Below are 25,681 nucleotides of genomic sequence, written 5' to 3' on the forward strand. Positions count from 1 at the left end.
CAAAATTTATTATTGCTATGGGAAAAAACATTACTTCAGTGTTTTTACTGGTCTTTGTATGGACCTGTTTTAACGTATTCGGACAGGATGAAAAAAAAGCGCACGGGCTTGTATCTAATTTCGAACAATCATTTGATTTTCAACCCGAAAAAAAATATTCGCGAGAAGACGGTCTGAAATATAATGAGGCAGAATACACAAATCACCCCGACTTCGGAAGGCTACCTGTTGATGCTCCATACGGGAAAAGGGTCGTGGAAGATCTTAGTAAACGAACCGCTGATGAACGCTACTACATTGATTTGGATGACCCAACTTTTTTCTATGTGCAAAAAGCTGCAACACCAATTAATTTCGAAAAAGACGGGTATCTTGTTGCTATCCATCCTTACCTGAGTCCATCGCAAAACGGAGTATATAAAGCCGAGCGACAACCGTATCCGGCAGAACTGAATACACTGAATAAAAATGCTGTAATTTACATTGACGGGCAAGAATTCTCTTTCAGTAACTATTCGCTTGTTGCTACGCTACCTGATGGGACTCAAGAAACATTTAGTGCAAACTGGGAAGCTATTCAGGTCGGTAATGAAGGGGCTCTGATCGAGAATATCTTTCCAAAGATAGATTTACGTATTCTATTCAGTAAAGGACAAATAAAAACAGAGTTTATTCTTACGGAACAACCTGTTTACACAGAACTGGAGTTTACAGATGAAATAGGCTTTAACAATGATTTCGAATTAATTGAAGATACAGAAAACCATAGAGGGAAACTACTCGTTCGTTCTTCTGATCAAACTCCTTTCTTAAAAATTGGTGCTGTTAAGTCTTTTGATGCATCTCAGGCAAAAGAACTTGCCAGTATTCATCCCTACATTAACGATGAGAACCATCTTAAATTTATCTGTGATGCAACTTTTCTTCACAATCCTGAACTTACCTACCCATTACTAATTGACCCACTATTTACAGCTGTAGGTCCTGTGAACTCAGCTGTAGGCGTAATAGGTTCATTAGAATCTCCTGCATCGTGTAGTTCAACACTAAATGTAAACTTTCCGGGAGGTTCTACTCCATGGGATTTTTCCGCAGCATGGTCTATCTACGCTGATGAGTGTTTCTATAATTGGTATTACTATGGCTACTGGCCTTGCTATACAGGTGAAGCGCAAGTGAGTATCACCAGCAACTGTGGAGGAAGATCTCCTGCTACCGGAATCTGGAACTGTTCACCCGGGTGCTCAAATCCGGGAACATGGAACCCGACACTTCCCTTTGCTGCGTCAGGAACACAAAGTTTAGCACAATGTTATACACCTTCCTGCTCCAACCAAACCCTTTCTTTTTCCTTTAACCTCGATCGAAACTCCGGATGTCCTAGTTTTGGTGGAGCAGATCAATGTAACTGGTCTTCCAGTTGGTGCATTACTCTTAATCAATGGCAGGTAACTGTTCAGGGAAGATCTCTTGAAACACTAGGAAATACATCCACGGGGAATGGATATACCGCTGTCGTATCATCCAATTGCCTTGGTAATTCAACATTAGATCCAACTGTACAGTATGGAGTTCCCGGGTATTCCTACTCCTGGAGTACAGGAGCTACAACTCCAACCATTACAGTTAGTAATGCAAGTTCCGGTGCTACCTATACTGCAGATGTTACCGACGCTTGTGGAACAACCCGAACAGCGACTTTTGATATCACCTGTCCATTAGCTGTAACACTTACAAAGTTCGATGCTGTAAACCTGGAACGTGAAGTCCTTCTCGAATGGGAAACAGCTACTGAACAGGATAATGACTATTTTGTTGTCCAGCGATCAACCGATGGTATACACTTTGAGAATATCGGAATGGTTAAAGGTGCCGGAAATTCAAATACAACACGGTATTACCATTTTTCAGATCCCGAACCATACGCGCATATCAGTTATTACCGCCTTGAAATAGTAGATTTTCAGGGAACCAGAGATTACTCCTCTACCGAATCAGTCGTTCGTAATAATACAGACGGATCAATTCAACTGATACCCAATCCGGCAAAAGAATCAGTAAACGTCGTATACACAGCTTCAGTACAGGATGAGTATACGATTCTAATCAACTCTTCCAGAGGTGAAAGGATGCTGGAAAAAGTCGTAGAAGTTAAAAAAGGAATGCAAAGCACGCACTTTGACGTCTCAGGACTTGCCTCAGGTATATATATTGTTCAGATACTTACAAAGCATGAGGTCTTTTCCGAAAGACTGATTATCGAATAGAAAAAAAGGGAGGTGAATGATCACCTCCCTTTTTTGAATCCCGGTTATATCTATCTTATAACAAACTTTTTCGTTAACGTCAGCTTTCCTGTCGTTATACGTGCAACATATACACCAACTGATTGTTTTTGAATTTCATGCTGCGAGAAATTCGTCGTTGCAGATTTCCTTTCCAGCACCCTTCCTACTGGATCAATAATCTCCACCTGATCTCCTTCTGTCAAACCAACCACTCTGAATGTTCCGTTATTCGGATTCGGAACAATTTCAATCCCATCGCTATTATTACAGGTCACAATTATTGTTTTAAGAACTACGTGTGTTCCATCATAATCCGTCTGGGACAAACGATAATATCCAAAATCAGAAGTTTTCCTGTCCAACCAACTATACTCCTGCGTATGATTGGTTGTTCCTGCTCCCTTGATTGTTACTAGGGTTTCCCAACTCAATCCATCTTCACTATACTCAATACTATAATAATCATTATTCAATTCTGTAAGAGCCGACCAGGAAAGTAGAACTCCTTCTCCCACACATTCACCACTAAACGCATGTAAAGCAACCGGAAGAATGTCAGGAAGACCTGCCAACCCTGTAACATAAAATGGTGAAGTTGCTCCTCCATTACCGTCAATTACCAGATAATAGGTCTGACCCGGAGTAGCTGTAAAACAATGCGTCTGGTTTCTGTTTGTTCCGGTAACAGCCGAATAAATATTATCCCTCGGGCAGGAAACTACATTCCAGTACATCCCCCCATTTGCTCCGGTACAAGCATTTCCGTCTCCGTCTGTATTTGGGTCCTGAACAACAATAGACTGTTGGTTGTCAGTCAGACCACTTAAATTTACACAGACTTCTGTTTCTGTCGGCTGAAATGCGACCCAAACCGTATTATCATTCGAATTATTCCAGGAACAACCAAAAGAAGAAGAAAATGAACCCGAGGAATTCATTCCCGGGATATTCGAACTTCCGGACATTCCTGAGCTTGTAGAACAAAAAGGACCCCCTGTCCAATTTATAGCATTTACACATTGATTACCCAATCCGCTTGCTTCCTCATACGAAGGATCACCAAATACTAACTCCGCTAATGTAACACAAGGAGCCGAGGTCGTACTTTCTGCAAAATAAATCGTCCAAATACCATCTGCATTCTGACCGGCAAAAGCTGTTTCGATATCTCCACTTGTAGAAAAGACCCCAAATCTACCACTCCCGTTTGAAGCTGTAGCTGTGGAACTTGGAAAACTTGAGTAATCCGGAGCTTTATTTAAACAGGATGACTGGTTCCGAAACTGGTAATCTATGCGGTTGGTCGGAGCAACCGTATAATTGGATGTTGTTCCCATCTGTGGAGCAATCTGTACACAAGTGCCGGAAGGAGACTTAATATAACAAGAGACAGCACTTAAGTTTCCACCACATGTTGCACTTAACCTAAGACGTATTTCTGCCAGTTGAAGATCTGATGTATTCAAAACACCAACCCCTGTTACTGAAAAATTGAATGCTTTGGTTCCCGGTGTACCACATCCGGAATAACTTGTACCATTATCAAGATCAATCGGTAAAGAATTTGTTGCAGGAAAAGTCTGACTAGTAGCAAGTGCTGTTACAAAAGCACATAAGAGTAAGCTGATTAAATGTTTCATAAAATTAACCTGGTTTATTATCGTAATATTATCAATTATTTACGCAAAAATAATTTTAAAAATCACTTCACTGATTCTACAGATAGTTATATCTCCTCTCTCTGGACAAAAATTTCTCACTAATAATCTAAACGTTAACAAATTAACAGATTGTTACCTTTTTGTTGAAAGCCTGAAATATTTATCGTAAAAAATAACATTTACATCTTCTACTTAAGAAGATAAGACGAAAAGAAAGATTAAGTTTTATTAATGCTTTTAGAGGAGATAAAGTCGGGTCGTAACTTTGTCAATCAAAAGCTCTGTCATGTCAACATCTATCCATTCAAAACTGATTTACAGCCTATTATTATGTATTCCGCTGTTCATCAAAACCACTTCTTTTTCGCAAACGTATGCATCGGAAGAACTCCGTCAGCAAGCAGAAATATCGGAACGTAAGAAAGCCCACTTGTTAGAGAAAGAACCTCTACCAATCGAATCAAAACATAAATCAGCTCTTCCTGATATATCCCTTGACGGATATATGTCTACGTACGATGTTACTATCGTTTCGCTTATGGGAGAAAAGCTAAACAATTCTGATCTGGAAGAAGAAGCTGCCAATGAACATAAAATATGGCAGGCTTTTCTTCATCCTGAAAAAGAAATGCTTGTTTTCAAGAATAGAGAAACCGGGCACATACGACACTATTCCATCTCAATTAAAAATAACTACCTCTACATTCTCTGTGAAAGTTGCGATTTTCCTCCATCGAAAATTACCATTACAGAAAACGGAGGCTGGCTTATGGATATACCTTCTCAGGACGAAGGTGTAAACGCTTGTTTCAGATACCACTTTAATCCTTCCAAATAATGAAAACACTATTTATACTAGTAATCGCACTCAGCATGTCCGTCATCACGCATGCTCAGATGGCAAATGCAACCTTTACCGTTCGGTTCAACACGATTACTTCTTACGAAGACGGAGGATCAAACAACTGTTATGAAGCAGGTGACGAAGAGTATACACTTGCCTATGCACGCTTCTTCGACAATGTAAACGGAGCAACTTCAGGCACCGGATGTTTCACTTGTACGCAAAATGGAACCGGTTGTACCTATGGTTCGGTTACTACCATGGGTACACGAACCAATACTTCAAACATTCTTACAGCGCAGGTAGATGCATTTGAAGACGACATAGGAGACAGATGCCAATTTAACACTTCCTGGTACAATGACGATGACTGTCGCTACAATGGGAATGTTGCTTCTATTGATTATAGGGTCGACAGCTATCCTTCTAACGGCACTTACAGAAACTGGCAGTTCGGAAACCATAATCACCGATTGACGTATTCGTATACCTGGCGCTATTCCGGTTCAGCGAATCAAATCACTCCTTCCTGCACCCAACAGGTTGTAAATTATGCTGCCGGAACTATACGTTCCTGGTCCGTTTACCTTACGGCCGGAGTCACCTATAATTTCAACACTTGTTCCAGTGGGACTGCCCATGACTCATATCTTCGTATATATGCACAGGACGGATATACAATAACTGCTCAAAACGATGATAATTGTGGGGCGCTTTCATCTATTGACTTTACACCTACAACATCGGGGACATATTATCTGGAGGTTTCCAGATTTTCCAGACAGGCATTAACTACTCCCGGAGTACTTTCTTACAGTATTGTTACCCCTACAACATCTACCAATGGAGGAAACGTAACTGCGTGTGCGGGAACAAATTCTCCAGTTTTAAACGGAAATAATCCGGTTATCGGATCGGGAACATGGACAGCATCCCATCCATCCGTAACATTTTCAAACGCAAGCAGCCCTGGCTCAACACTTAGTTCAAACACACCGGGAACCTATACTGCGACCTGGACAATAAATAACGGCGGGTGCCTAAGCTCAAGCAATCTTACAGCTTCTATTCAGCCGGCTTCTGTAGCACCTTCAGGAATTTCAGGAACAGGAAGTGTTTGTGTTGGAAATGCTGCAACTTTATCTGTAAACGGAGGAAGCCTTAGTACAGGAGCTCAATGGGAATGGTTTACCGGATCCTGTGGAGGAACACCAGTTGGAACGGGATCTTCCATTACTGTGAACCCAGGAACTACTCAGGCCTATTATGTCCGTGCTTCTGCAGGAAGCTCCTGCCCCGCAACAGCTTGTGCATCAGGAAGTGTTTCTCTTCCGTCTATCTCCGGGAATTTATCTATTGATGGTGAGTCTGCAACCTGTGTTGTTCAGGAAAACGGATGGGTACATTTTTACAATACCTCATCAGGACGTTTATTGTGTGCAATCAATTCCAATGGACAGAACCTGGGAAGTGTTTCAGTAACCTCTTATGTTCAGACAGCTCCTTTCAATGTGGATGCCTGCGCTGACCCACAACCTCAGTTTAATACGGCAACACTTGGAAGACGTTGGGTCATCACACCACAGTATCAACCGACCTCTGCTGTTAGTGTACGGTTGTATTTCCACGCCAACGAATACAATGCATTATCTCCGGTAGCTAATGCTAATGCAAACGGCAACGATAATACGGTTGGCTACTACGACCTTTCACTCAGTAAATACACGAATTCCGTAAATACAGCTCTTGTCAACAGCACTCCTTTTGACAACTGCGCATCTGGTTCCACTACATTACACGGACCTGCCGCATCAGGAACAGCAAACAGCATTATCAGTGGTTTCGATGCCAATGGTTTATACACAGAGTATAGTATCGGTAATTTCTCAGAATTCTGGTTACACGGTAGTACAATTAACAGTCCTCTTCCGGTAACACTAACTCATTTCACCGCCGAATGTACAGAAAGTACCATCGACATCAATTGGGTAACGGAAACGGAGAAAAACTCCGCTTTCTATCGTGTTGAAAAAAGTAGTGATGGTATTAGTTGGAGCCTTCTTCAGGAAGTTACAGCTGCCGGAACCACACAAATGCAACAGAACTATAGTGTTACAGACAATCGAATTAATGCCGGTTCGGTATACTACAGACTTCGACAAGTGGACACAGACGGAACAGAAGAATTGTACGGCCCAATTGCTGCAAATTGTCAACTGCCAACTAATGAAGTAGTCGTTTACCCCAATCCAAGTAACGGGTCATTTACACTAGAAATTGTCAGTTCAACAGAAATACAATCTGTAACTATCGGTATTTATGATTTAAATGGTAAACTGCTTCTGACAAAGAAAAGTCCCGTTGTACAGGGAGTCACTACGATTCACTTCAATGATTCTCAACTGGCAAAGGGCACCTACATCATCAAAATACCTGGTGAAGAGAATTACTTGTTTGTTCCGGTAAAACTGGTTGTACAATAAAAGGATAAAGCAAAAGCACAAACATTCAATGATTATAAATCCGGTACATTTCGCTTTGTAATAATCGCTTTTGCTTTATCCTTTTTTATTCTTCCCGCTGCTAATACAATAACTAAAAAAGGAAGTATTGGTGCTTTAAATCTTACTAATACTCCAAAAAGGATCGCCGTAAACCCGACCGAAAATCCAAAAATCAGAATAAACAGTAGTGAAAACGTAAGTAATTCGTTCTTTCTAATCAGACGAATTTTTCGGAATACCCCACCACCTGAAAAGACAAATTTTAAGGTAAAAAAAATAAAAAGCATACTTTCAATACCACTCACCATTAAAAAAATGCTACCTGATTCCCAAAGAAAGGGGCGATAAAAAGCAGCAATCAGGGCTGCCGGGAATGTTTTAATCATCCCCCACAATGAATAATCCGTAACCCCCAGATCATATCTTTTTCCCGTATATAAATGGTTTTGTGCAAAATCCTGCTGAATTAATGCAGCCTCTTCCAGATAGGTTTCCGGTCCTAATGAACCCAAACTACCCTGCGATTGAAAGTAGACAGCTATAACACCTAATGTAACAATTCCTACCACCGTTCGGAAAACCAGTATCAGCATTTTATTATCACTCATTCTCCTCACAATTGCTGAACTAAAAGCCAGAAAGAGAGGTGGTAGTATAGCTATCAACATAAAGGGTCTTACATGATAAAGAATAAATAAGTAGAAGACGATTACACATGCACCATACCCTGATAGTTTTTGTTTCCCTGAAAAAATACCGAAGAATCGGTATACTAAAAACAGCAGGGAAATGTATATAAAGGTATCTTTAGAGATACCACTACACCAAATGGCAACTGTCGGAATAAACAATGTTGCAATTGCTGTGTATAATGGTGAAAGAATCGAATACGACCGTACAGTTTCAAAAAGACGCCAACTGGCAAGTGCAGATAAATAACTCAGAATAAGTGTTATTGCAATGTAGCTGTTAAATGTGAAAAAAGCCAGTATTGAAATCAACTTGGAAACAAACCAGCTTTCAGGCTCGCGATATATCCAGCTGGGTGGGTATCCCGTATGTAGATTAAATCGCTGAAACTGCATCCCGTGTACGGGCGTTGTAAACATTTCTTCAAAGTATGCCGAGGGATTGTCCCAGAACAGCCTGTTTAGATTAACTGCACCTTCCCAATATGCTACAGTATCTCCTCCCTGATAGTACAGTACGTAAACCGCAGCAAAAACAACCCCAAAGAAGAGTTTAAAAAGCACACCCGGAATGAAATACCTGCGGTCTTCACGATCAGCAATCCTTGCTCTTTTTCGAAAAGCAAAAAACAAGATCAGTAACAGCCAGACTAATCCAACACCCAAATCTACTATTCCGAACAGTTCGCCTTTCACAAAGTGAAGTTAATTAAATTCAATAAATGCGATCTATAGAGCTCCTGATTTAAGGAACCATGTTTTACGCAACCTGAATACAATAACTAGGATTACGAAAACAAAAGTCATCAAAACAATCTTAAAGAAAAAAGTATGGGTTCCGAAGTCCAAAGCTAAACGTGAAGAAGTGGTAAATAGTACGTGTACACATGCCACTCCTACCGCAGCCATTACTGTGAAAGGTTTTACTTCAAACGTATAAAACCGGCGGGAAATAACGAAAACAGTTGCATAATTTACGATACTTGCTCCCAAAGTAGCCAAAGCGGCCCCTTTGATCCCGAAAACAGGAATCAACCAGATGTTAAGTCCAATATTTAATATAGCCGCAACAACAGAAACACCTGCTATCCATTTTGTCCTGTTCTGTAAATTCATTCCTGGCGCAAACATGGATAGTCCCGAAAACCAGACAGAAAGATACAGCATCGGCATTACATCTGATGCCTGATAAAATGGTTTTTGTGTAAACAGTATTATGGTTTCTTCTGCAAATACAGACAATGTCGTAACAGCAAAAAGTCCACCAAAAACATACCAGTTAAACAAAACAGACATGTCTGTTTTCGTTTCTTTCTCTTTGTAACGCTGATACAATAGAGGTGCCATTGCCGTAGAAAACCCTGAAACAATCAGTGAAATGGCAAATGAAAATTTATACCCGACACTGTATACTCCAAGATCGGTTTTTGTCAAAAAGTAGTTGATACAAATACGATCCGTTAACGTCAGAAAAACATAGGCAACAGCGGCAGGAACAAGCGGCATGCTATATTTCAGTAATTTTTTCATCAATTTTTCACTGAAAAAGAATTGGTAATCCTGCTTAAGTTGGAAAAACTGATAAAGTAGTACAACCGGAACAATAGCGATGGTTGCATAAAACACCCCGTTTATTCCTTTATCCAATACAATGACAAAAAAGTAGGTGGCTAAAATTCCTAGAAGAGCATGTAAAAAAGAGGCTATAGAAAACTCTACCTTTCTCCGCAATGCCTGCAGGTGTCCACTGAAAAACAGAAACATTCCGTTCAGAATGATCGAGACAACTGCCAGTATATAGGTTTTAGTATGGCTTGGATGGGTAATTCCCAACACATCAAGTATCGGCTTTCTGAATACAATCGCGACCACACCTCCTAGTAACAAGGTTGTGATAATAAACACTAAAGCGGTAGATGAAAGATTTCTTTTCCGAATACTATCCTGATGTGATTCTCCGAGATACCGGGTTAATCCCTGTCCGATCTGAAAAGAAAATACCGCAGCAAAGAACATGCTGAATACATACAGCAAATCAAGGATTCCATAATCATTGGGAGAAAAATAGGTTGTAAACACGGGAATCAGTGCTAAACTGATTCCTTTTGCCAGAAAACCGGCCAATGTGTATATTGTTCCCTCTTTTAAAAAGTCCCGGATCACAAGTCTGGTAATTAGGATGAAAGGCTGAAATTAACCAATTATCACTGATTACGAAGAAAATCTATTAATTTTTGTACTGCTCTTCCCCTGTGGCTCATAGTATTCTTCTCTTCAAGACTCATTTCAGCAAATGTTTTTCCACAGTTCTCCGGTTCAAATACAGGGTCATACCCAAATCCATTTGTTCCGGATCTGCCTGCACGAATTATCCCCTCAACGATTCCTTCAAACTGCATAGGCTTCCCTTCCCAAATCAGATGAATCACAGTCCTGAAACGAGCTCTCCTGTTGGATTCTCCTGACAGTTCTTGCAGCAGCTTATCGATGTTTTTCTCATCTGACTTCTCCTCCCCTGCATACCGTGCTGATTTTACCCCCGGAGCTCCCTGTAATGCTTCTACTTCCAATCCTGTGTCGTCAGCAAAACAGGCTTTACCGAATTTTGAATAAATTTCTTCTGCTTTAATACGTGCATTCCCTTCCAGTGTTTCCGCTGTTTCGGGAATATCATCGTAAAACTCAAGATCGGCGAGTGACATTACCTTCATTCCATCAGGCACCAGAGATTGAATTTCCTGTGCCTTATTTCTGTTTCCCGTAGCAAATACTATCTCCATTGTTTTCTTTTTTTACAACTCCTGCACTAAGTACTATCAGGAAGAAGGCAACAAAGGTAGCACCTGTTTGTGTTTCCAGCGTGTCTTCCGTCAAATAAGAGGATACGACCACTATACCAAAAATAAAGGAATTAATCAGGTTCGCTTTCCATACCTGCACCAAAAATACGATATGCAGTATCAGAAATAATGCTATACCCGGAATTCCAAAAGTAACCCACATGGTCAAAAACTGTTGGTGTGTCCTGTGCCTGTTTTCGGGCAGAAGGCGTGTCTCCCTGACGTTATAATATTGCTGAAATGTATTTTGAATATCCCCAGTTCCCACTCCTAAAAGCGGATGGTCGCCAATAATATCCCAACCAGTCTCCCAGGACTCCAGCCTTTCCAGTACCGTTGAACCATTCGGATCACCTCCATCCCAATACTTTTGTAACTCCAGAGATACTATTGCCAAACGGGAACGCAAACCTCCGTAGGTATATACGACAGAAGCAACCCCCTGCTCAATATAACGGATATCCTCTTTGGAGAGTTTCTTTAAATCTGTAGCGTCCTTTCGCAGTCCTTTGGATGCCATGTACCTAATGAGTGTTCCATATATTTTATTTCCTTTAGCATCTAAACTGTCAATAGGAACGGAGGAATACTCGGACCAGTGTTGACGTAGTTCTTTTTTGCAGATATAATAAAAAACAAGGTTTCCGTTTTCTGTCAAATCACTTTCCAGTATATGTGTATACGTATTTCCAAGAGGTGTTGTGTATTCCAGATCTGCCGGAACCGGCCTTGTTTTTTTCTCCGGTAAAACGGCAAAAACCACCAGTGTTGTTACACTTACTATGATTAGCGGGTAAATAATCATTCCAACTATTCTTTTAGTTCCCGAATAGTTTTTTGACAAAAACCAGAATAACAGTGCTACTACCAGCAAACCGATTGCAAGAAATCCCGACAAAACCTGTGAGTACCAAGTATAATATAACAGCCATATTCCAATTGGAAAGAGAAGAGCTTTCTTCCAGCCTTCCTTTGCAAAACCAGAAAAGGCCAATACCAAAGCAACGAAACTGGCAAACACAACCATTAATCCGAAACGGATATGTGACACGAACAAGGATAAATCTCTAAGTTCTGTATGGCTGCCTGTCTCTCCACCCCGGAAAACAACCCAGTTGATGAAGGATAAAAGAGTAACAACAACAGTAAAAATAAATAGCAGGTAATTTATCCGTTTTTTATTCAACCCTTCTATTCCGGGAATGACTACCGGAAATAACAATAAGGGAAGCTTAATTCGTATATCTCGGAGGGCGTATTCGAAATCTGTTGTCCAGATGAGTCCGAAAATATGCAGGAAAAAAATCAGGAAAAGTAGAACCGCTACTTTATTCTTTGTAAAAAGAAGTATCTTCTTTTTGTAGTGTCCTTCAAGAATCCAGTTTACAGCAAGTAACAATCCCGAAAGACTGAGAACGATCTTATTAAGCGGCAAACCAACCGTTATTCCTGTTAACGCAAGAAAGTATAAAAAGCGATGAATCTTTGATCCAAACATGGGTTATTCTCCCGCAAGAATGGCTTTGTATTTTTCTGTATCCCCTAAAACCTTTACTGCCTCCACAAGTGCCTTATCACGTTTGAAGCTATTGATAATCCTTCCGTTCTGGTAATAGTATCGAGAAACAATTTCATTCTCCAGTAATTCCTCAATTTCTTCTCTGAACATATCCAAATCCCGCTCTTTAGAAGGGTGTACAAGTTGATATACCGACTTATACTCGGCAGACGTTGTGTCAAGGTATCCTTCCCGTTCAGCTACCTCCATAAACCTGTTGAGCATTTCTTCACTTGCTGTTGAGTAGGTAAAGTCCTTGCCTAACGCGAACTTCTTGAAAGCATTATAGGTTTCATCCGCTAGCTCAAACTGATCCGGCTTGGCAATTGTCGGATTATCAATTACAAATTGTGTCGTAAAATCAAAGATCACATTTTCGATCACCAACATGGCAGTTAATCGGCTGTACTCCTCTTCTTCTACCTTAACGTCCGGTTCAATACCACGACCATCCATTACTTCACGTCCATTTTTTGTAGTAAACGTCGCTAACAACGTCTCGTCTATTTCTTTTGCACGTTCTCCCTCTTTGCGGCTGGCATAATCCAGTTTTTGAATACATCTCCCTGAAGGCGTGTAGTACTTAGCAATAGTCAGTTTTACTTTCGATCCGTACTTCAAATCCATTGTACGCTGCACCAGTCCTTTTCCGAAAGTCGTTGACCCTACAATAACAGCCCTGTCCAAATCCTGAAGAGATCCGGAAACAATCTCACTTGCTGAAGCAGATCCCCCGTCTACCAATACCGCAACGGGAATTTCAAGATCAGTTGGTTTGTCCAATGCGGTGTACACCCGGTTTTCTTCCTGAATTCGTCCTTTCGTACTCACCACTTCCTGTCCCTTCGGAACAAACATATTGACTATTTTAACGGATTCGATCAGTAATCCCCCGCCATTTCCTCTGAGGTCAAAAATTAGTTTCTCCATCCCCTGACCTTTCAATTCATCGTACGCTTTTTTAACTTCGGCATACGCAGATTGTGTAAAAGAAGTCAACTTAATATATCCTATACCATCTTTCACAATCCCATGATAAGGAACATCCGGAATCTTTATCTCATCACGTGTAATTTTAATGGTCTTTTTTCCAACTCCGGGACGCTCTACTTCCACAGAAATAGAAGAGCCTTTTGGTCCTTTAAGAGCCGCACTTACTTCATCTGATGGTTTGTCCTTCATCGAAACTCCATCAATCGCCAAAATAACATCTCCAGCTTTCACTCCGGCTTTAAATGCCGGGTTATTTTCGTACGGTTCTGTAATAACAACGTGATCTCCCGAAGAACGAATCAGAGCTCCTATTCCTCCATACTGTCCCGTAGTCATCAATCGGTAATCTTCAATATTTGACTCCGCTATAAAAACCGTATACGGGTCTAATTCGCGCAGCATAGCATCAATACCGGCTTTCATTAATTTTCCGGGCACCGGCTTGTCTACATAGTACATGTCCAGATTCCGATAAATCAAATCGATCAGCTCCAGATTTTTAACAACTTCAAAACCATCACTCTGTGCTCTTGAAATCAGCGGATTCATTACAACCGCCAAAGAACAGATCAGGATCGATACTCGTATGTTATTCCAAATTGATTTCATGTACTATCCGTTTATACAGTTTCTTTATTTTTCGTTCAATATCGTGAAAATTCGGCTCCCTGTTACCTACATACAACAGAAATAGTGCCAATTGTCTGTTTTTCTCATTCAGCACCATTTCCAGTTCCTGCTTATTCAGTCTCAGGGCTTCCCGAATATAACGTCTTATCTGGTTTCTTGTTGTGGCTTTTCTGAATTTACGTTTGGGTACGACGATCACTACCTGAAAAGCAGCAGCATTTGGGTCACTTTTGTCTATATACTTAAGGATAAAGGGGATTTCTTTTACCTCCGTTCCCTTTTCATACACTTCCTGTAAGGTGCGTTTTGAACACAGTTTATATGCCTTGCCAAACGAATTGTCCACGGGGTAAAGGTAGTGAGAATTGGCATATAGCTTAATACCTTACCAAAAACAACTCTTGTTTTACCCCAAAAAGGATTTCCATTCTTCCAATTGCTCCGGCTTCATTACTCTTGGGAATTTATTTTGTCCTCCCAACTTCCCTTTGCGGGCGAGAAAATCAATGAAATATTCCTTTGGTAATAGTGTAACCGTCGGCTTGTCCAATGTATGTTTTCGTACTGACGCATAATCATCATTGATTTTTTGGAGTTCCTGATCCAGTAATAATGCCACTTCCTGATCCGAAACAATTTTATCTGTTCCAAGGTACCAGTGGTGACGAATTTTACCGTTCTTTACTGCATGTGCCGTGTACTCCGGGATATGAATACCGAGTTTTTCTGCTGTCTGCTGAATCCCTTTATTCATGTTATCAACCGAGAGATGTTCGCCACATATACTGAGGAAATGCGTAATTCTGCCCGTAATTCGAATCTCATAATCCAACAGACTGGTGAATCGTATGGTATCACCAATCAGGTAACGCCATAACCCCGAACAAGTTGATACAACAAGCGCGTAATCCACCCCTTCTTTTACCTCATGTAATGGCAACGCCACAGCTTCCGGACGCAACTTTCCGGTTTCGTCAAAATTGTTCCTGTCAAATGGAATGAATTCAAAATAGACACCGGAATTCAATAAAAGTCGCATACCTTTTCGGTTCCCTCCCTTCTGGTAAGCGAAGTACCCTTCACTCGCAAGGTATGTTTCCTGGAAAAAGACTTCCTGCCCGAATAACTTCATCAACTCCGGTTTGTAGGGATCAATTGCCACACCTCCATGTGCATATACTTTGAGAGAAGGCCAGATGTCATGAATCGAATTCAGATTATAGGTTTTAATAATGGATTTCAGCACCATCTCCACCCAGGCCGGAACCCCCGAGATAATACCAATATTCCACTTTGGAGCTTCTTTTACAATTGCACCCAACTTCATTTCCCAATTGGGTAAGCGGCTAATCGTTTTTCCCGGTTTCGAGAATTTGGAAAACCAGAAAGGAATTTTTCCTGCTAATATACCACTCAGATCACCTTCCTTGTATAGCTCCATGTCCTTTAACTGGCTGCTCCCCCCTATTATTAGTAATGATTTTTCGTAAAAATCCGTTTCCATTCCATAATCGTGCAGAGTCAGCATTTGCGTCAGGCTTACGCGCTGGAAATTTTTGATAAACGTTTCGGAAACAGGTATTCGTTTTGATGGAGATCCCGAAGTTCCGGATGATAAGGCAAAGTACTTCATTCTTCCCGGCCAGATCACATCTTTCTCTCCCTGCAAAGTCCGGGTTAACCATTTTTCGTAAAATTCTTCGTACGTTGTTATCGGAATTGCCGAAGAAAATTCGTGCAAGGGGGATGTCGATTGTAATATTTCCTTAAAGTTATATGTCCGTCCAAAATCAGTTCCTTTTGCTTTGTCTAAAAGCTTCTGGAGTACTTTGGTTTGCAGGGAATAATCAAACCGCTTCTTTTCCTCAAACTGGTTTCCCAATTTCGCCGTTCCCTTTAATATTGAGCCAATTAACGCCATAGGTTTAAATTTACAAAGAACGCCACATAGCCAGAACGTAACGTTATTACATAGTTAAGAAATTTTTATTTTCGATTTTCTTAAGAATTTAAAAAATTTTAAGCATATTAGTATCGCTAAAACTGGTTAGGTCAAGCTATTTATATGTATTTTTGACCTGACTTATAAAAACCAATAATACCCTGTTATGCAAAGGAAAAGCTTTATAGTGCCTCATGATTTTACCAGCGTTGCCAACTGCGCTCTGAGTCACGCACTAAAAACCGCAAAGATCGTTGACGCAGATGTCTACCTGTTACACGTTGTGAGTAAAGAAAAAGCAATACGAGAAGCTGAAGAAAAATTAGGACAAATTGCAGAAGAACACAAAGGAGAAGGTGTTACTATCCTACCTGCCGTTCGTGTAGGTAATATATTTGAAGATATAGGAGATTTTGCTGCCGAGCATCATGCACAACTCATTTTCATGGGAACACATGGCGCACATGGTTGGCAACACGTTACCGGAAGTCATGCTCTCAAAGTAGTTACGCACTCTTCGGTTCCGTTTGTTATTGTGCAGGAGAAAGAAGTAAAAGATACCGGTTATGATGACATCGTAGTTCCTCTTGATTTCAATAAAGAAACAAAACAAAAGCTTGTTCTGGTAGCCAATATGGCGACTTATTTCAATTCGCGGGTACATGTTGTTATTCCTGACGAAACTGATGAGTTTCTTCGCAATAAAGTTCTCGGGAACATTCAGTTCGCGAAGAAATTCTTCTCGGAACGAGATATCGAATTAACCATCACATTGGCTCCTAGTTCAGGATTCGATAAAGAAGTAGTTAAATACGCTGTTAAGAATGATGCTGACCTTATTGCAATCATGAACTTGCAGAAAAACAGCTTCCTTGGAATTCTGGGAGCAAATTACGAGCAATACATGATTACTAACGACGCACAAATTCCGGTGTTGATGGTAAATCCTATTGAGTCTGCATACGGGCAGAGTGTTCTTTTCTCTTAAAATAGAAGAAAAAGCTATATGAAAAGCAGTCTGTGTTTCAGGCTGCTTTTTTAATGCCCGGTATTTTCATTTTCCCAAACGGTGTCTGCCTCTTCCATCTGTTTGTAAAATACTTCTCCGTAGGCACGAATTAACGGCTCCTTAAGGAACTTATATACTTTTACGTTTAATTGCTCACCAAATGTACAGGCAGGCGCGCAAATCGACCAATATTCGTAGTTCAGGATCTGGAAAGACTTTGTCTTCTTCACCCGTATAGGATACAGGTGACATGAAATCGGTTTTTTGAAGTCCAGTTTTCCGTCATTATGAGCTGCTTCGATTGCACACTTTGTAATTCCCTTTTCATCAAAATACACAAAGGCACATTCTTTTCCATTCACCAATGTCGTAACCGGCTCATTAAAATCATCCGGATAACTTACTCCACTCTCTTCAACGGCTGCAATGCCTTCCGGTCTCATATACGGTTTGATCTCCTCAAGATGTTTCTCAATAATCTTCACTTCTTCTTCCGTAACAGGAGCTCCTGCATCCCCTTCAACACAACAAGCCCCTTTACATGCGTTCAGATCGCATACAAACTTCCGCTCAAAAAGCTCAGAAGCAACCAGTTTATCTTCTATCTCGAAAATCATAGTACAAAGGTAGAGAAATACTTTTTATCAATAACTGAATTAGAACATCTCTAATAATTGGTATTTTTAACCGGAATTCATTTTTACGAATGACTATAACACACATATTTCTGGCATATAATTTGAATTATCACTTTTAAACAAACATTGAATTATGAAGAAGTTATTTTACCTTATGTTTACGCTCGGTCTTACCACTACACTAAATGCTCAAAAAGCCCCTAAATATGACAAAATTTATTACAAGCCTGTTCATTTTGAAAATGAGGTAGTGAAGGTTGAAATTGACAATATTGTTTCTCTTCCGAAAGAGACAAAGTTTAGAATGAGTATAACCAATAAAACCGGAGATTATCTGATCTACAATTCGGAAGAAAGCAGCTTTACTATCCCCGATCAAAACGTTAGTGCTAAAGATAAAAGCTTTATTATTGAACCAAACGGGTCTAAAACAAAGGTATACCGTGCTTTCGGTGAAAACCTTAATACCATAGAGAGTTTCACGTATGTTTGTGAGGGGTTTTATCAGGTAAAAATGCAGAACCCTTTAGAAGCTGAGAATTTCCGTCTGCCTGTGGCGAAAAATAATTTTACCGTTGGTCCGTATTCTGTTTCACATGTTGGTCATAAAAAGGCGACTGGGAAAACAGATATAAAATTCACTGCCAATTATCAGGGGGACAATCTGGGGTTTATTTTCCCGGTCAATATAGCTGTCATAATGCCTGACGGTAATTCATACGCTACTGCCAACTCCAAAGTAAATCCGATCATTCTCAAAAAAGGCGAAAGTGATTCATTTTCTGCTTACTGGAACCGAATGCCCGGAGGAAGTAAAAACGACATGCAATTACGCGAAATGAACATTACCTTTCTGGGGGTTTTTGTAGAAGGAACACCTGTTAAAGTTGCAGGAAAATCAATAAGCATTGAGTGGGACGAGGCAATGACGGATGGAAAGAATTAATCCTCATTTTTGATATAAAAAAAGGGATAGCGTTACTCTATCCCTTTTTAGTAAAATTTTGTTTCTACTCGTTATGCTTTCTTCAAGATCTTGTTAATCAGAGCAGCTAGTCTTTTAGCAGAGATAGCATACGATTCTGCTATACGCGTCCCCGTATCATAATCAAATCCCATTGCCTGAGATCCCGGTGCTCCTGTAATCGTAAATTCAGCAACAATAGTATCCGGATTATCTACTTCTACAATTCGAATAATTGAGTTGGAGCTCGCCGGTTTTTTCATTACCCCAACATTGAAGCCAGGTTCAATAAAAGTTGTAACAACAATCATTTTATATTTTGCATCATCTGCATTCGGATTTACTTTAGCATACTGTGATCCTTTGTTGTATAATTCTATAAATTTCTCAGGAAAGCGAACTTCTTTGTCTCTTTCCCAGGATTCAGACCAACTGTCTCCTCTCCCGGATTCTTTTTCATTATACTCTTCAATTTTTTTCTTCTTGTAATCTTCTTCATTCTTAAATTTTCCAACAGAAAAATCGGAAAAATCAAATTCAAGAAGCATTTCTTTTTCGTTCTTTATAGCAGCCGGATTTCCTTTCGTTAGCTTCAGTTTCTGAGCGACAACACCCATTGGCAACAGAAAAGCCACCATAAGTACAGCAAATAACTTTTTCATAAGGTTTCTTTTTGCCTACTAAAATAACTGATTTTTAATACAAAACAAGAAAAATACAGTGAATAGGAATAAGAGTAGGTAATTCGCCCTACAAAAGCTACTTCGTACAATAACCATCATGGTTGTATCTTTATTACAAAAGACTCTTCAACGGATCGTTCTGTGGTTAAAGAAAACCAACGCATTTAAAGCTTTCCGTTAAATTCCTCTCACAAAAAAAGGAGCACCTAGCGATGCTCCTTTACTCTATTTCAATACTATACTTACGAATTCAACGCTTCAGCACCACCAACGATCTCAAGGATCTCAGCTGTAATAGCTGCCTGACGTGCCTTGTTGTATTCAAGTGTTAATGCACGTTTCATAGCTCCGGCATTGTCCGTTGCTTTGTGCATCGCTGTCATACGTGCACCATGCTCAGATGCCCATGAATCCAAAATGCCTTTGAATAATTGTATACGAATCGTCTTTGGAATAATATCCTCAACAATCTCCTGTTTATTTGGTTCAAAGATATATTCTGTCCCCAGGTCTTTTGCCTCTTCAGCAGGAACAATAGGCAAAAGTTGCTCTATCGTAACCTTTTGTACCGCTGCATTCACAAACTGGTTGTATACAATAACTACTTTATCATAGTTTCCGGCAATGAACTTGTCTGTCAAAAGATCAGCTAATTCAGCAACACGCTCGAATGTAAGATCATTGAATAACTCTTCAAGGTTATTCGGAAGTTCTTCATCCTTATTGATAAAAGAAGAGTTCTTGAATGCGTCCTTTACCTTCTTTCCTATCGGAAGAATAGTTACAGCTGCAGTACCATTGTGTTCATTCAACAATGCGTTTACACGCTTGATAATATTGTTGTTGAATCCACCACACAAACCTCTGTTAGATGTAATCGGAACGATCAATACATTCTTTTCTTCACGCACTTCCGAAAAAGGATTCTCGGAAAGGTCAAGTGTTGCACTCAGATTTCCTAAAATATCTCTCAGCTTTTCAGCATAAGGTCGCATCTGAACGATGGAATCCTGAGCCCGCTTCAATTTCGCAGCAGAAACCATTTTCATAGCAGAGGTAATCTGCATGGTCGAACCAACCGACTGGATCCTGTTACGTATTTCCTTTAAGTTTGCCATTTATCTGAAACTTGATTACTTTACCGATTAGTATTTTTCAGAAAGTTCAACTGCAACTTTCGCTAATACATCAGTCAAATCATCATTGATTTTACCTGCCTTCAACTGATCCAACACATCTCTGTGTTTTGCATCAAGGTAATTCAGGTACTCGTTTTCAAATTCTTTTACTTTGTTAACAGGTACGTTCTTTAACAACCCTTTTGTTCCAACATAGATAATAGCTACCTGCTTTTCTACTGACATCGGGTCTCCTTCTCTTTGTTTAAGGATCTCAACGTTTCTTGAACCTTTGTCCAACACTGATTTTGTAGCAGCATCTAAATCTGAACCAAACTTAGCGAATGCTTCCAACTCACGATACTGTGCCTGATCCAACTTCAATGTACCGGATACTTTTTTCATCGACTTGATCTGCGCAGAACCTCCAACACGTGATACAGAGATACCTACGTTAATCGCTGGTCTTACACCTGAGTTAAACAAGTCTGTTTCTAGGAAAATCTGACCATCCGTAATCGAAATAACGTTTGTTGGAATATACGCCGATACGTCACCCGCCTGTGTTTCAATTATCGGAAGTGCTGTAAGTGATCCTCCTCCTTTTACTACACTCTTAAGTGATGCAGGAAGGTCATTCATTCTCGCAGCAATCTCATCATCGTTAATCACCTTAGCAGCACGTTCCAATAAACGCGAGTGAAGGTAGAAAACGTCTCCCGGATATGCCTCACGACCCGGAGGACGACGAAGCAATAGTGAAACCTCACGATAAGCAACTGCTTGCTTTGAAAGGTCATCAAATACGATCAATGCCGGACGTCCCGTGTCACGGAAATACTCTCCGATCGCTGCACCTGCCAAAGGAGCATAGAACTGCATAGGAGCCGGGTCAGAAGCGTTTGCAGCAACTACTGTAGTATATGCCATTGCTCCTGCATCTTCCAATTTCTTAACAATTCCCGCAACCGTTGAACCTTTTTGTCCAACTGCTACATAAATACAATATACAGGTTGACCTGCGTCATAAAATTCTTTCTGGTTGATGATTGTATCGATCGCCACAGTAGTTTTACCTGTTTGACGGTCACCAATGATCAACTCACGTTGACCTCTTCCGATTGGAATCATCGCATCGATTGCTTTAACTCCTGTCTGAAGTGGCTCGTTTACCGGCTGACGGAAGATAACTCCCGGTGCCTTACGCTCAATAGGCATTTCGAACAATTCACCAGAGATAGGTCCTTTTCCGTCTATCGGATTACCTAATGTATCTACTACACGTCCAACGATTCCTTCTCCCACATTGATAGAAGCAATACGACCCAAACGCTTAGCTGTGTCACCTTCTTTAATTGTAGTGGAACGACCCAAAAGTACGGCACCCACATTATCTTCTTCAAGGTTCAACGCAATTGCCTGCAGTCCACCGTCGAACTCAATAAGTTCTCCGTACTGAACTCCGTTCAATCCGTAAATACGTGCAATACCGTCACCTACCTGTAGTACGGTACCAATCTCTTGTAGTTCCGCTTCTGAGCGAAATCCTGAAAGCTGTTCTCTTAAAATTGCAGAAACTTCTGCCGGTTTTACATCTGCCATATTACAGTTGTTTTAAAACTTGAACTCCGGTTTTCGGAGCCTTTAAAGTCTTTAATTATCTTGTTAAACGTTGTTTCAAATTATTCAACTGGCTCGATACACTTGCATCGATTCGTACGTCTCCCATCTCTACTACAAATCCACCAATCAATTCTGGATCAATTTCCTCTCTCAGTTCGATGTCGCCCTGTATAGAAGGCTTTATTTTTGCCAATATCTGCTCACGAACAGCATCATCCAGCCTGGAGGCAGTCAGCACTGTAACCTCAACGATTCCTTTATGTGCTTTATACTGCTCGATAAAACTAGCCGCGATGAAAGGAAGTAAATTCTCTCTGCGGTTTGCCGTTACCAAAGCTATAAATGAAGAAGTCAGCTGAGCAAAATCAGGAAATACTGCCATTAACACGTCCTTTTTCTTAGAACTGTTAATCACAGGGTTATTCAAAAATAACTGGAACTCCTTTGTCTCTTTCACTGCCTGAGCAAAAGTTATCATGTCAGCATAAACCTGCTCCAGCTGATTCTGTTCAATCGACAGATCCAAAAGGGCCTGCGCATATCTCGAAGCTGCTTTTGTTCCTTTCATCTCTTTCGATTAGTTTAAGCTGATATCTTCAGCAAGTTTTGAAGCCAATGTTTTTTGTTTCTCGTCAGAAGCTAATTCTCCACGAACAATCTTCTCTGCAATTTCTAACGAAACAGAAGCCACTTGTGTCTTCAATTCAGAAATAGCAGCAGCTTTCTCAGCATTAATTGCTGTACGTGCATTTTCCAATTCTTTTTCAGAAAGAGTTTTTGCCTCAGCTTTAGCTTTCTCAATCATTTGGTTTGCTGTTTCCTTCGCTTCGCGAATGACTGCATCACGTTCAGCACGTGCTTCTTTCATCATGCTTTCGTTCTGCGCCTGTAACGCTTTCATCTCAGCTTGTGTTTTCTCTGCAGCACTAATAGCATCCTGAATTTTATTCTCACGCTCTTCAATTCCTGAAAGGATCGGTTTCCAAGCAAACTTTTTCATCACAAGAATGATGATAAGAAGCAAAACTGCCTGCATCGCAAACAATCCAATCGAAAAATCATTAACTAATTTATCCATGTTCTAGGTATATCTTGTTCAATTATTTGTTCTGAAATAACCTTACCTTACAACCAACCGTTGCAAGGTAAGGAATTTTGTTTGGATTATTGTCCAAGGATCAAAGCACCAAATGCAAGACCTTCCAAAAGTGCACCGATGATGATCATCGCTGTTTGGATTTTACCTGCTGCTTCCGGCTGACGAGCGATACCTTCCATCGCTTTGCTACCGATCTGACCCAAACCGATACCTCCTCCGATAACGATTAATCCAGCTCCAATTAAATTTAGTGACATACTATTTATTTTGAACGGTTAAAAAATACAACTTAAATTAATGATGGTCATGATCTGCAACGGCAACACCGATAAACAGTGCCGACAACATTGTAAAGATAAATGCCTGCAGGAAAGCAACCAACAATTCGATTAAAAAGATGAACAAAGAAAGTACCAATGACATCCCCGTAGAACCAACCGGTCCGAAGGAAGCTTTCATCAACACCATCAAAGCGATCAAACTCATCATTACTGTGTGTCCTGCCGTGATGTTGGCAAAAAGACGAATCATAAGTGAGAAAGGCTTTGTGAACATCCCCAACACCTCAATTGGTGCCAGAATAATTTTCATAGGAACAGGAACACCCGGCATCCAGAAAATATGTTTCCAGTAATCCCCGTTTCCGGAAAACTGAACAATAAAGAAGGTAAACAACGCAAGCACCATTGTTACTGCGATATTTCCTGTAACGTTAAACCCTAGAGGAGTCAATCCGACAAGGTTCAGGATAAAGATGTAAAAGAATACCGTCAGCAGGAATCCCATAAAACGCTTATACTTCTTTTCCCCGATATTCGGACGGGCAATCTCATCACGTACGTATAGCACCAAAGGCTCAAGGAAACGACCTACACCTGTAGGTATCGGACCTTTTTTATACGATTTGGCAAGACTTCCGAACAACAACAACATCAACACAAACGCAAAGATAATTCCTACAACATTCTTCGTAACCGAGAAGTCCAAAGGCTTTGCATTTGTAACGTGACCTTCATCGTCATAGTCCACTGTTCCCAGCTCGTCTGTCTTGTAGATTTTCCCGTGGTACAGTGTATAGTAATTTCCTTTACTTTCAACGATCTCCTCTCCGTGATGGAACTTTGAAGACATGAAAACATGAAGACCGTCATCCCACAAAATTACCGGAAGCGGAAAACCATAATGTTTCCCGGTCTCTCCATCCGTAAAAAAGATAAAATCATGAGCATCCTGTAAGTGGTGATCAATATAATCCTTTACTTCCTCCGGCGTATCTACCTGTCCGCCACCTTTTCCGTGATGATCTTCTGAACTCCCCGCATACGCGAATCCTCCCGTTACCATCAACACCAAGGCTGTTAAATATCGAAATGATCTCAAAATGACGCCCATAACAATCTATAAACTATGTGTTATCCAAAAATTTGGTGCAAAAGTACACATTTAATTGTAATTACAAACTTTTTTATCGAATGAAGCGTCTTATTTAAACTCCCCATCCGGCAACAAACATTTCACCTGCCTTTGACTCACGTAATTATTGTTTGTTTAAAAAACGAAATACTGCAGTTGACTCTAAAATCATAAAAAGGAATAACGGTACTATTATCCCCACTTTTCCTGCCATCGCTATTCCTTCTGTTCCCAATGTTGTTTTGTAAAAAAGTAGCAGAAAAAAGCCTAGCTTGACCATAATCAATGCTAAAAAAGCCAGGCCTGTTTTATCCGGAACCATTGTACTTACAAATAATACTATTGAAAAAATAAAAATCGCAGACAGTGCAAAAAACAAATAAACTGCAAATAAGCTATAGTTCACAACTGTCTCTGTACTTTGTAATACGTACTGGTGTGTAAAAAACCCCGCTAACAGAAAAAAAACGGAAATAAGACTAAAAACCAGAATCTGCTTGATTTCTTTCGCCTGCATCAGTTATTCATTTTAATTACTTCCCGAATTACGGAAACGATAGCAATAAAAACTGCTATAAGTGTTACTATTTTAAAATATGAAAAAGACTCTGAAGGATATTTGTCATCGAGCCACTCTCCCAACAAACTTCCCAAATAAATCGTAATCCCCATCTGAAGTCCAAGCGAGGTAAATTTGATCCATTGCTTCCCGTTTCCAGGTTCTTTGGGAGATTCCATGTCTATACTTAGTATACCAGATCCTCTTCACGCTGTTCCTGAAGAACTTCATCTTCCGACTTTGCCGGTTTACGGTTTTCTTCTCCTTCACCCATACGGCAGGCTCCGTTAAACTCCGCACCATCTTCGATGATTAGTTTTTTTGTTGAAATGTCTCCGTTTATCTTGGCTGTCGCCCGTAAAATCAATAACTCCGAAATAAAAAGATCTCCATCTATGGTCCCTTCTATCTCTGCCTGTTTAGCATTTACGGTTCCTTTCACCACTCCTTTTGTGCCTAAAACGAGTTTAGCTCCACAATCAATTGTTCCGGTAACCACTCCGTCCAACCGGATACTGGTCAGTGTTTTCAGGTTTCCTGTAATCTCCGCCCCAATTACTAAACGATTCAGGTTCTCCGGCCCGTCTAGCATCATCTTCTCTTTCTGTCCCTTAAATACCGCCATA

Annotated in this window: 24 protein-coding genes; 5 read left to right on the plus strand and 19 right to left on the minus strand. The window is 40.4% G+C overall.

Annotation, left to right across the window (positions count from 1 at the left end):
• Positions 1–17 precede the first annotated feature (17 nt).
• Entirely contained in the window at positions 18–2,267 is a 2,250-nt protein-coding gene (locus ABDZ97_RS00740; protein WP_343784062.1) for a T9SS type A sorting domain-containing protein, read from the plus strand.
• Between the two features lie 50 nt (positions 2,268–2,317).
• On the opposite strand, the gene ABDZ97_RS00745 is transcribed toward ABDZ97_RS00740, so the two are convergent.
• Complete coding sequence (locus ABDZ97_RS00745) at positions 2,318–3,928, minus strand: T9SS type A sorting domain-containing protein (protein WP_343784064.1); 1,611 nt, start codon at positions 3,926–3,928, stop codon at positions 2,318–2,320.
• 307 nt (positions 3,929–4,235) lie between these two features.
• On the opposite strand from ABDZ97_RS00745, the gene ABDZ97_RS00750 reads away from it, so the two are divergent.
• Positions 4,236–4,787 (plus strand): hypothetical protein, encoded by a 552-nt coding sequence (locus ABDZ97_RS00750; RefSeq protein ID WP_343784067.1) that lies wholly within the window; start codon positions 4,236–4,238, stop codon positions 4,785–4,787.
• Positions 4,787–7,276, plus strand: a complete 2,490-nt coding sequence (locus ABDZ97_RS00755) for a T9SS type A sorting domain-containing protein (protein WP_343784069.1) — start codon at positions 4,787–4,789, stop codon at positions 7,274–7,276. The genes ABDZ97_RS00750 and ABDZ97_RS00755 overlap by 1 nt, the downstream gene beginning before the upstream one ends.
• Positions 7,277–7,308: 32 nt before the next feature.
• Here ABDZ97_RS00755 and ABDZ97_RS00760 read toward each other — a convergent pair whose 3' ends face one another.
• From ABDZ97_RS00760 to ABDZ97_RS00790, 7 genes are read right to left on the minus strand one after another with little or no spacing between them, the layout of a single operon-like run.
• A complete protein-coding gene (locus ABDZ97_RS00760; protein ID WP_343784071.1) occupies positions 7,309–8,682 on the minus strand; it encodes a hypothetical protein in 1,374 nt (457 codons plus the stop codon).
• A 33-nt stretch (positions 8,683–8,715) separates the two neighbouring features.
• A complete protein-coding gene (locus tag ABDZ97_RS00765; protein WP_343784073.1) occupies positions 8,716–10,149 on the minus strand; it encodes an oligosaccharide flippase family protein in 1,434 nt (477 codons plus the stop codon).
• Positions 10,150–10,190: 41 nt separating this feature from the next.
• Positions 10,191–10,766 (minus strand): RdgB/HAM1 family non-canonical purine NTP pyrophosphatase, encoded by a 576-nt coding sequence (gene rdgB / locus ABDZ97_RS00770; protein ID WP_343784075.1) that lies wholly within the window; start codon positions 10,764–10,766, stop codon positions 10,191–10,193.
• Positions 10,732–12,324: an O-antigen ligase family protein gene (locus ABDZ97_RS00775; RefSeq protein WP_343784077.1), complete on the minus strand. Its 1,593-nt coding sequence runs from the start codon at positions 12,322–12,324 to the stop codon at positions 10,732–10,734. The genes rdgB and ABDZ97_RS00775 overlap by 35 nt, the downstream gene beginning before the upstream one ends.
• A 3-nt stretch (positions 12,325–12,327) precedes the next feature.
• Positions 12,328–13,986 carry a S41 family peptidase gene (locus tag ABDZ97_RS00780; protein WP_343784079.1) on the minus strand — a complete coding sequence of 553 codons (1,659 nt, stop codon included), beginning with the start codon at positions 13,984–13,986 and terminating at the stop codon, positions 12,328–12,330.
• Positions 13,967–14,353 carry a ribonuclease P protein component gene (gene rnpA, locus ABDZ97_RS00785; protein WP_343784081.1) on the minus strand — a complete coding sequence of 129 codons (387 nt, stop codon included), beginning with the start codon at positions 14,351–14,353 and terminating at the stop codon, positions 13,967–13,969. The genes ABDZ97_RS00780 and rnpA overlap by 20 nt, the downstream gene beginning before the upstream one ends.
• Before the next feature lie 60 nt (positions 14,354–14,413).
• Positions 14,414–15,928, minus strand: coding sequence for a GH3 family acyl-acid amido synthetase (locus ABDZ97_RS00790; RefSeq protein WP_343784083.1), 1,515 nt, complete (start codon positions 15,926–15,928; stop codon positions 14,414–14,416).
• Between the two features lie 187 nt (positions 15,929–16,115).
• On the opposite strand from ABDZ97_RS00790, the gene ABDZ97_RS00795 reads away from it, so the two are divergent.
• Entirely contained in the window at positions 16,116–16,937 is an 822-nt protein-coding gene (locus ABDZ97_RS00795) for a universal stress protein (RefSeq protein ID WP_343784085.1), read from the plus strand.
• A gap of 50 nt (positions 16,938–16,987) precedes the next feature.
• Here ABDZ97_RS00795 and ABDZ97_RS00800 read toward each other — a convergent pair whose 3' ends face one another.
• Positions 16,988–17,572, minus strand: a complete 585-nt coding sequence (locus ABDZ97_RS00800; protein WP_343785669.1) for a DUF3109 family protein — start codon at positions 17,570–17,572, stop codon at positions 16,988–16,990.
• Positions 17,573–17,729: 157 nt separating this feature from the next.
• Here ABDZ97_RS00800 and ABDZ97_RS00805 point away from each other — a divergent pair, with 157 nt between their 5' ends.
• Positions 17,730–18,542, plus strand: coding sequence for a hypothetical protein (locus ABDZ97_RS00805; protein WP_343784087.1), 813 nt, complete (start codon positions 17,730–17,732; stop codon positions 18,540–18,542).
• Between the two features lie 71 nt (positions 18,543–18,613).
• Here ABDZ97_RS00805 and ABDZ97_RS00810 read toward each other — a convergent pair whose 3' ends face one another.
• The 10 genes from ABDZ97_RS00810 to ABDZ97_RS00855 all read right to left on the minus strand — a co-directional run bounded on the left by ABDZ97_RS00810 (position 18,614) and on the right by ABDZ97_RS00855 (position 25,680).
• On the minus strand, positions 18,614–19,222 hold the full coding sequence (locus ABDZ97_RS00810; protein WP_343784089.1) for a hypothetical protein: 609 nt from the start codon (positions 19,220–19,222) through the stop codon (positions 18,614–18,616).
• Positions 19,223–19,485: 263 nt separating this feature from the next.
• Positions 19,486–20,361, minus strand: coding sequence for an ATP synthase F1 subunit gamma (atpG, locus tag ABDZ97_RS00815; RefSeq protein WP_343784091.1), 876 nt, complete (start codon positions 20,359–20,361; stop codon positions 19,486–19,488).
• A 27-nt stretch (positions 20,362–20,388) separates the two neighbouring features.
• The gene (atpA, locus tag ABDZ97_RS00820; RefSeq protein ID WP_343784093.1) at positions 20,389–21,963 is read right to left on the minus strand and encodes a F0F1 ATP synthase subunit alpha; all 1,575 of its coding nucleotides are present in this window, start codon (positions 21,961–21,963) and stop codon (positions 20,389–20,391) included.
• 55 nt (positions 21,964–22,018) lie between these two features.
• Complete coding sequence (gene atpH, locus ABDZ97_RS00825) at positions 22,019–22,552, minus strand: ATP synthase F1 subunit delta (protein ID WP_343784095.1); 534 nt, start codon at positions 22,550–22,552, stop codon at positions 22,019–22,021.
• A gap of 9 nt (positions 22,553–22,561) precedes the next feature.
• Positions 22,562–23,062, minus strand: coding sequence for a F0F1 ATP synthase subunit B (gene atpF / locus ABDZ97_RS00830; protein ID WP_343784097.1), 501 nt, complete (start codon positions 23,060–23,062; stop codon positions 22,562–22,564).
• A gap of 86 nt (positions 23,063–23,148) precedes the next feature.
• Positions 23,149–23,340 (minus strand): ATP synthase F0 subunit C, encoded by a 192-nt coding sequence (gene atpE / locus ABDZ97_RS00835; RefSeq protein WP_343784099.1) that lies wholly within the window; start codon positions 23,338–23,340, stop codon positions 23,149–23,151.
• A gap of 37 nt (positions 23,341–23,377) precedes the next feature.
• Positions 23,378–24,427 carry a F0F1 ATP synthase subunit A gene (gene atpB / locus ABDZ97_RS00840; protein ID WP_343785670.1) on the minus strand — a complete coding sequence of 350 codons (1,050 nt, stop codon included), beginning with the start codon at positions 24,425–24,427 and terminating at the stop codon, positions 23,378–23,380.
• A gap of 193 nt (positions 24,428–24,620) precedes the next feature.
• Positions 24,621–25,013, minus strand: coding sequence for a DUF6168 family protein (locus ABDZ97_RS00845; protein ID WP_343784101.1), 393 nt, complete (start codon positions 25,011–25,013; stop codon positions 24,621–24,623).
• Entirely contained in the window at positions 25,013–25,234 is a 222-nt protein-coding gene (locus tag ABDZ97_RS00850; RefSeq protein ID WP_343784103.1) for an AtpZ/AtpI family protein, read from the minus strand. Before ABDZ97_RS00850 ends, ABDZ97_RS00845 begins: the two co-directional genes overlap by 1 nt.
• 8 nt (positions 25,235–25,242) lie before the next feature.
• Entirely contained in the window at positions 25,243–25,680 is a 438-nt protein-coding gene (locus tag ABDZ97_RS00855) for a bactofilin family protein (protein ID WP_343784105.1), read from the minus strand.
• Between the last annotated feature and the right edge of the window lies 1 nt (position 25,681).

The sequence above is a fragment of the Wandonia haliotis genome, from assembly GCF_039523435.1.
Lineage (GTDB): Bacteria > Bacteroidota > Bacteroidia > Flavobacteriales_D > Crocinitomicaceae > Wandonia > Wandonia haliotis.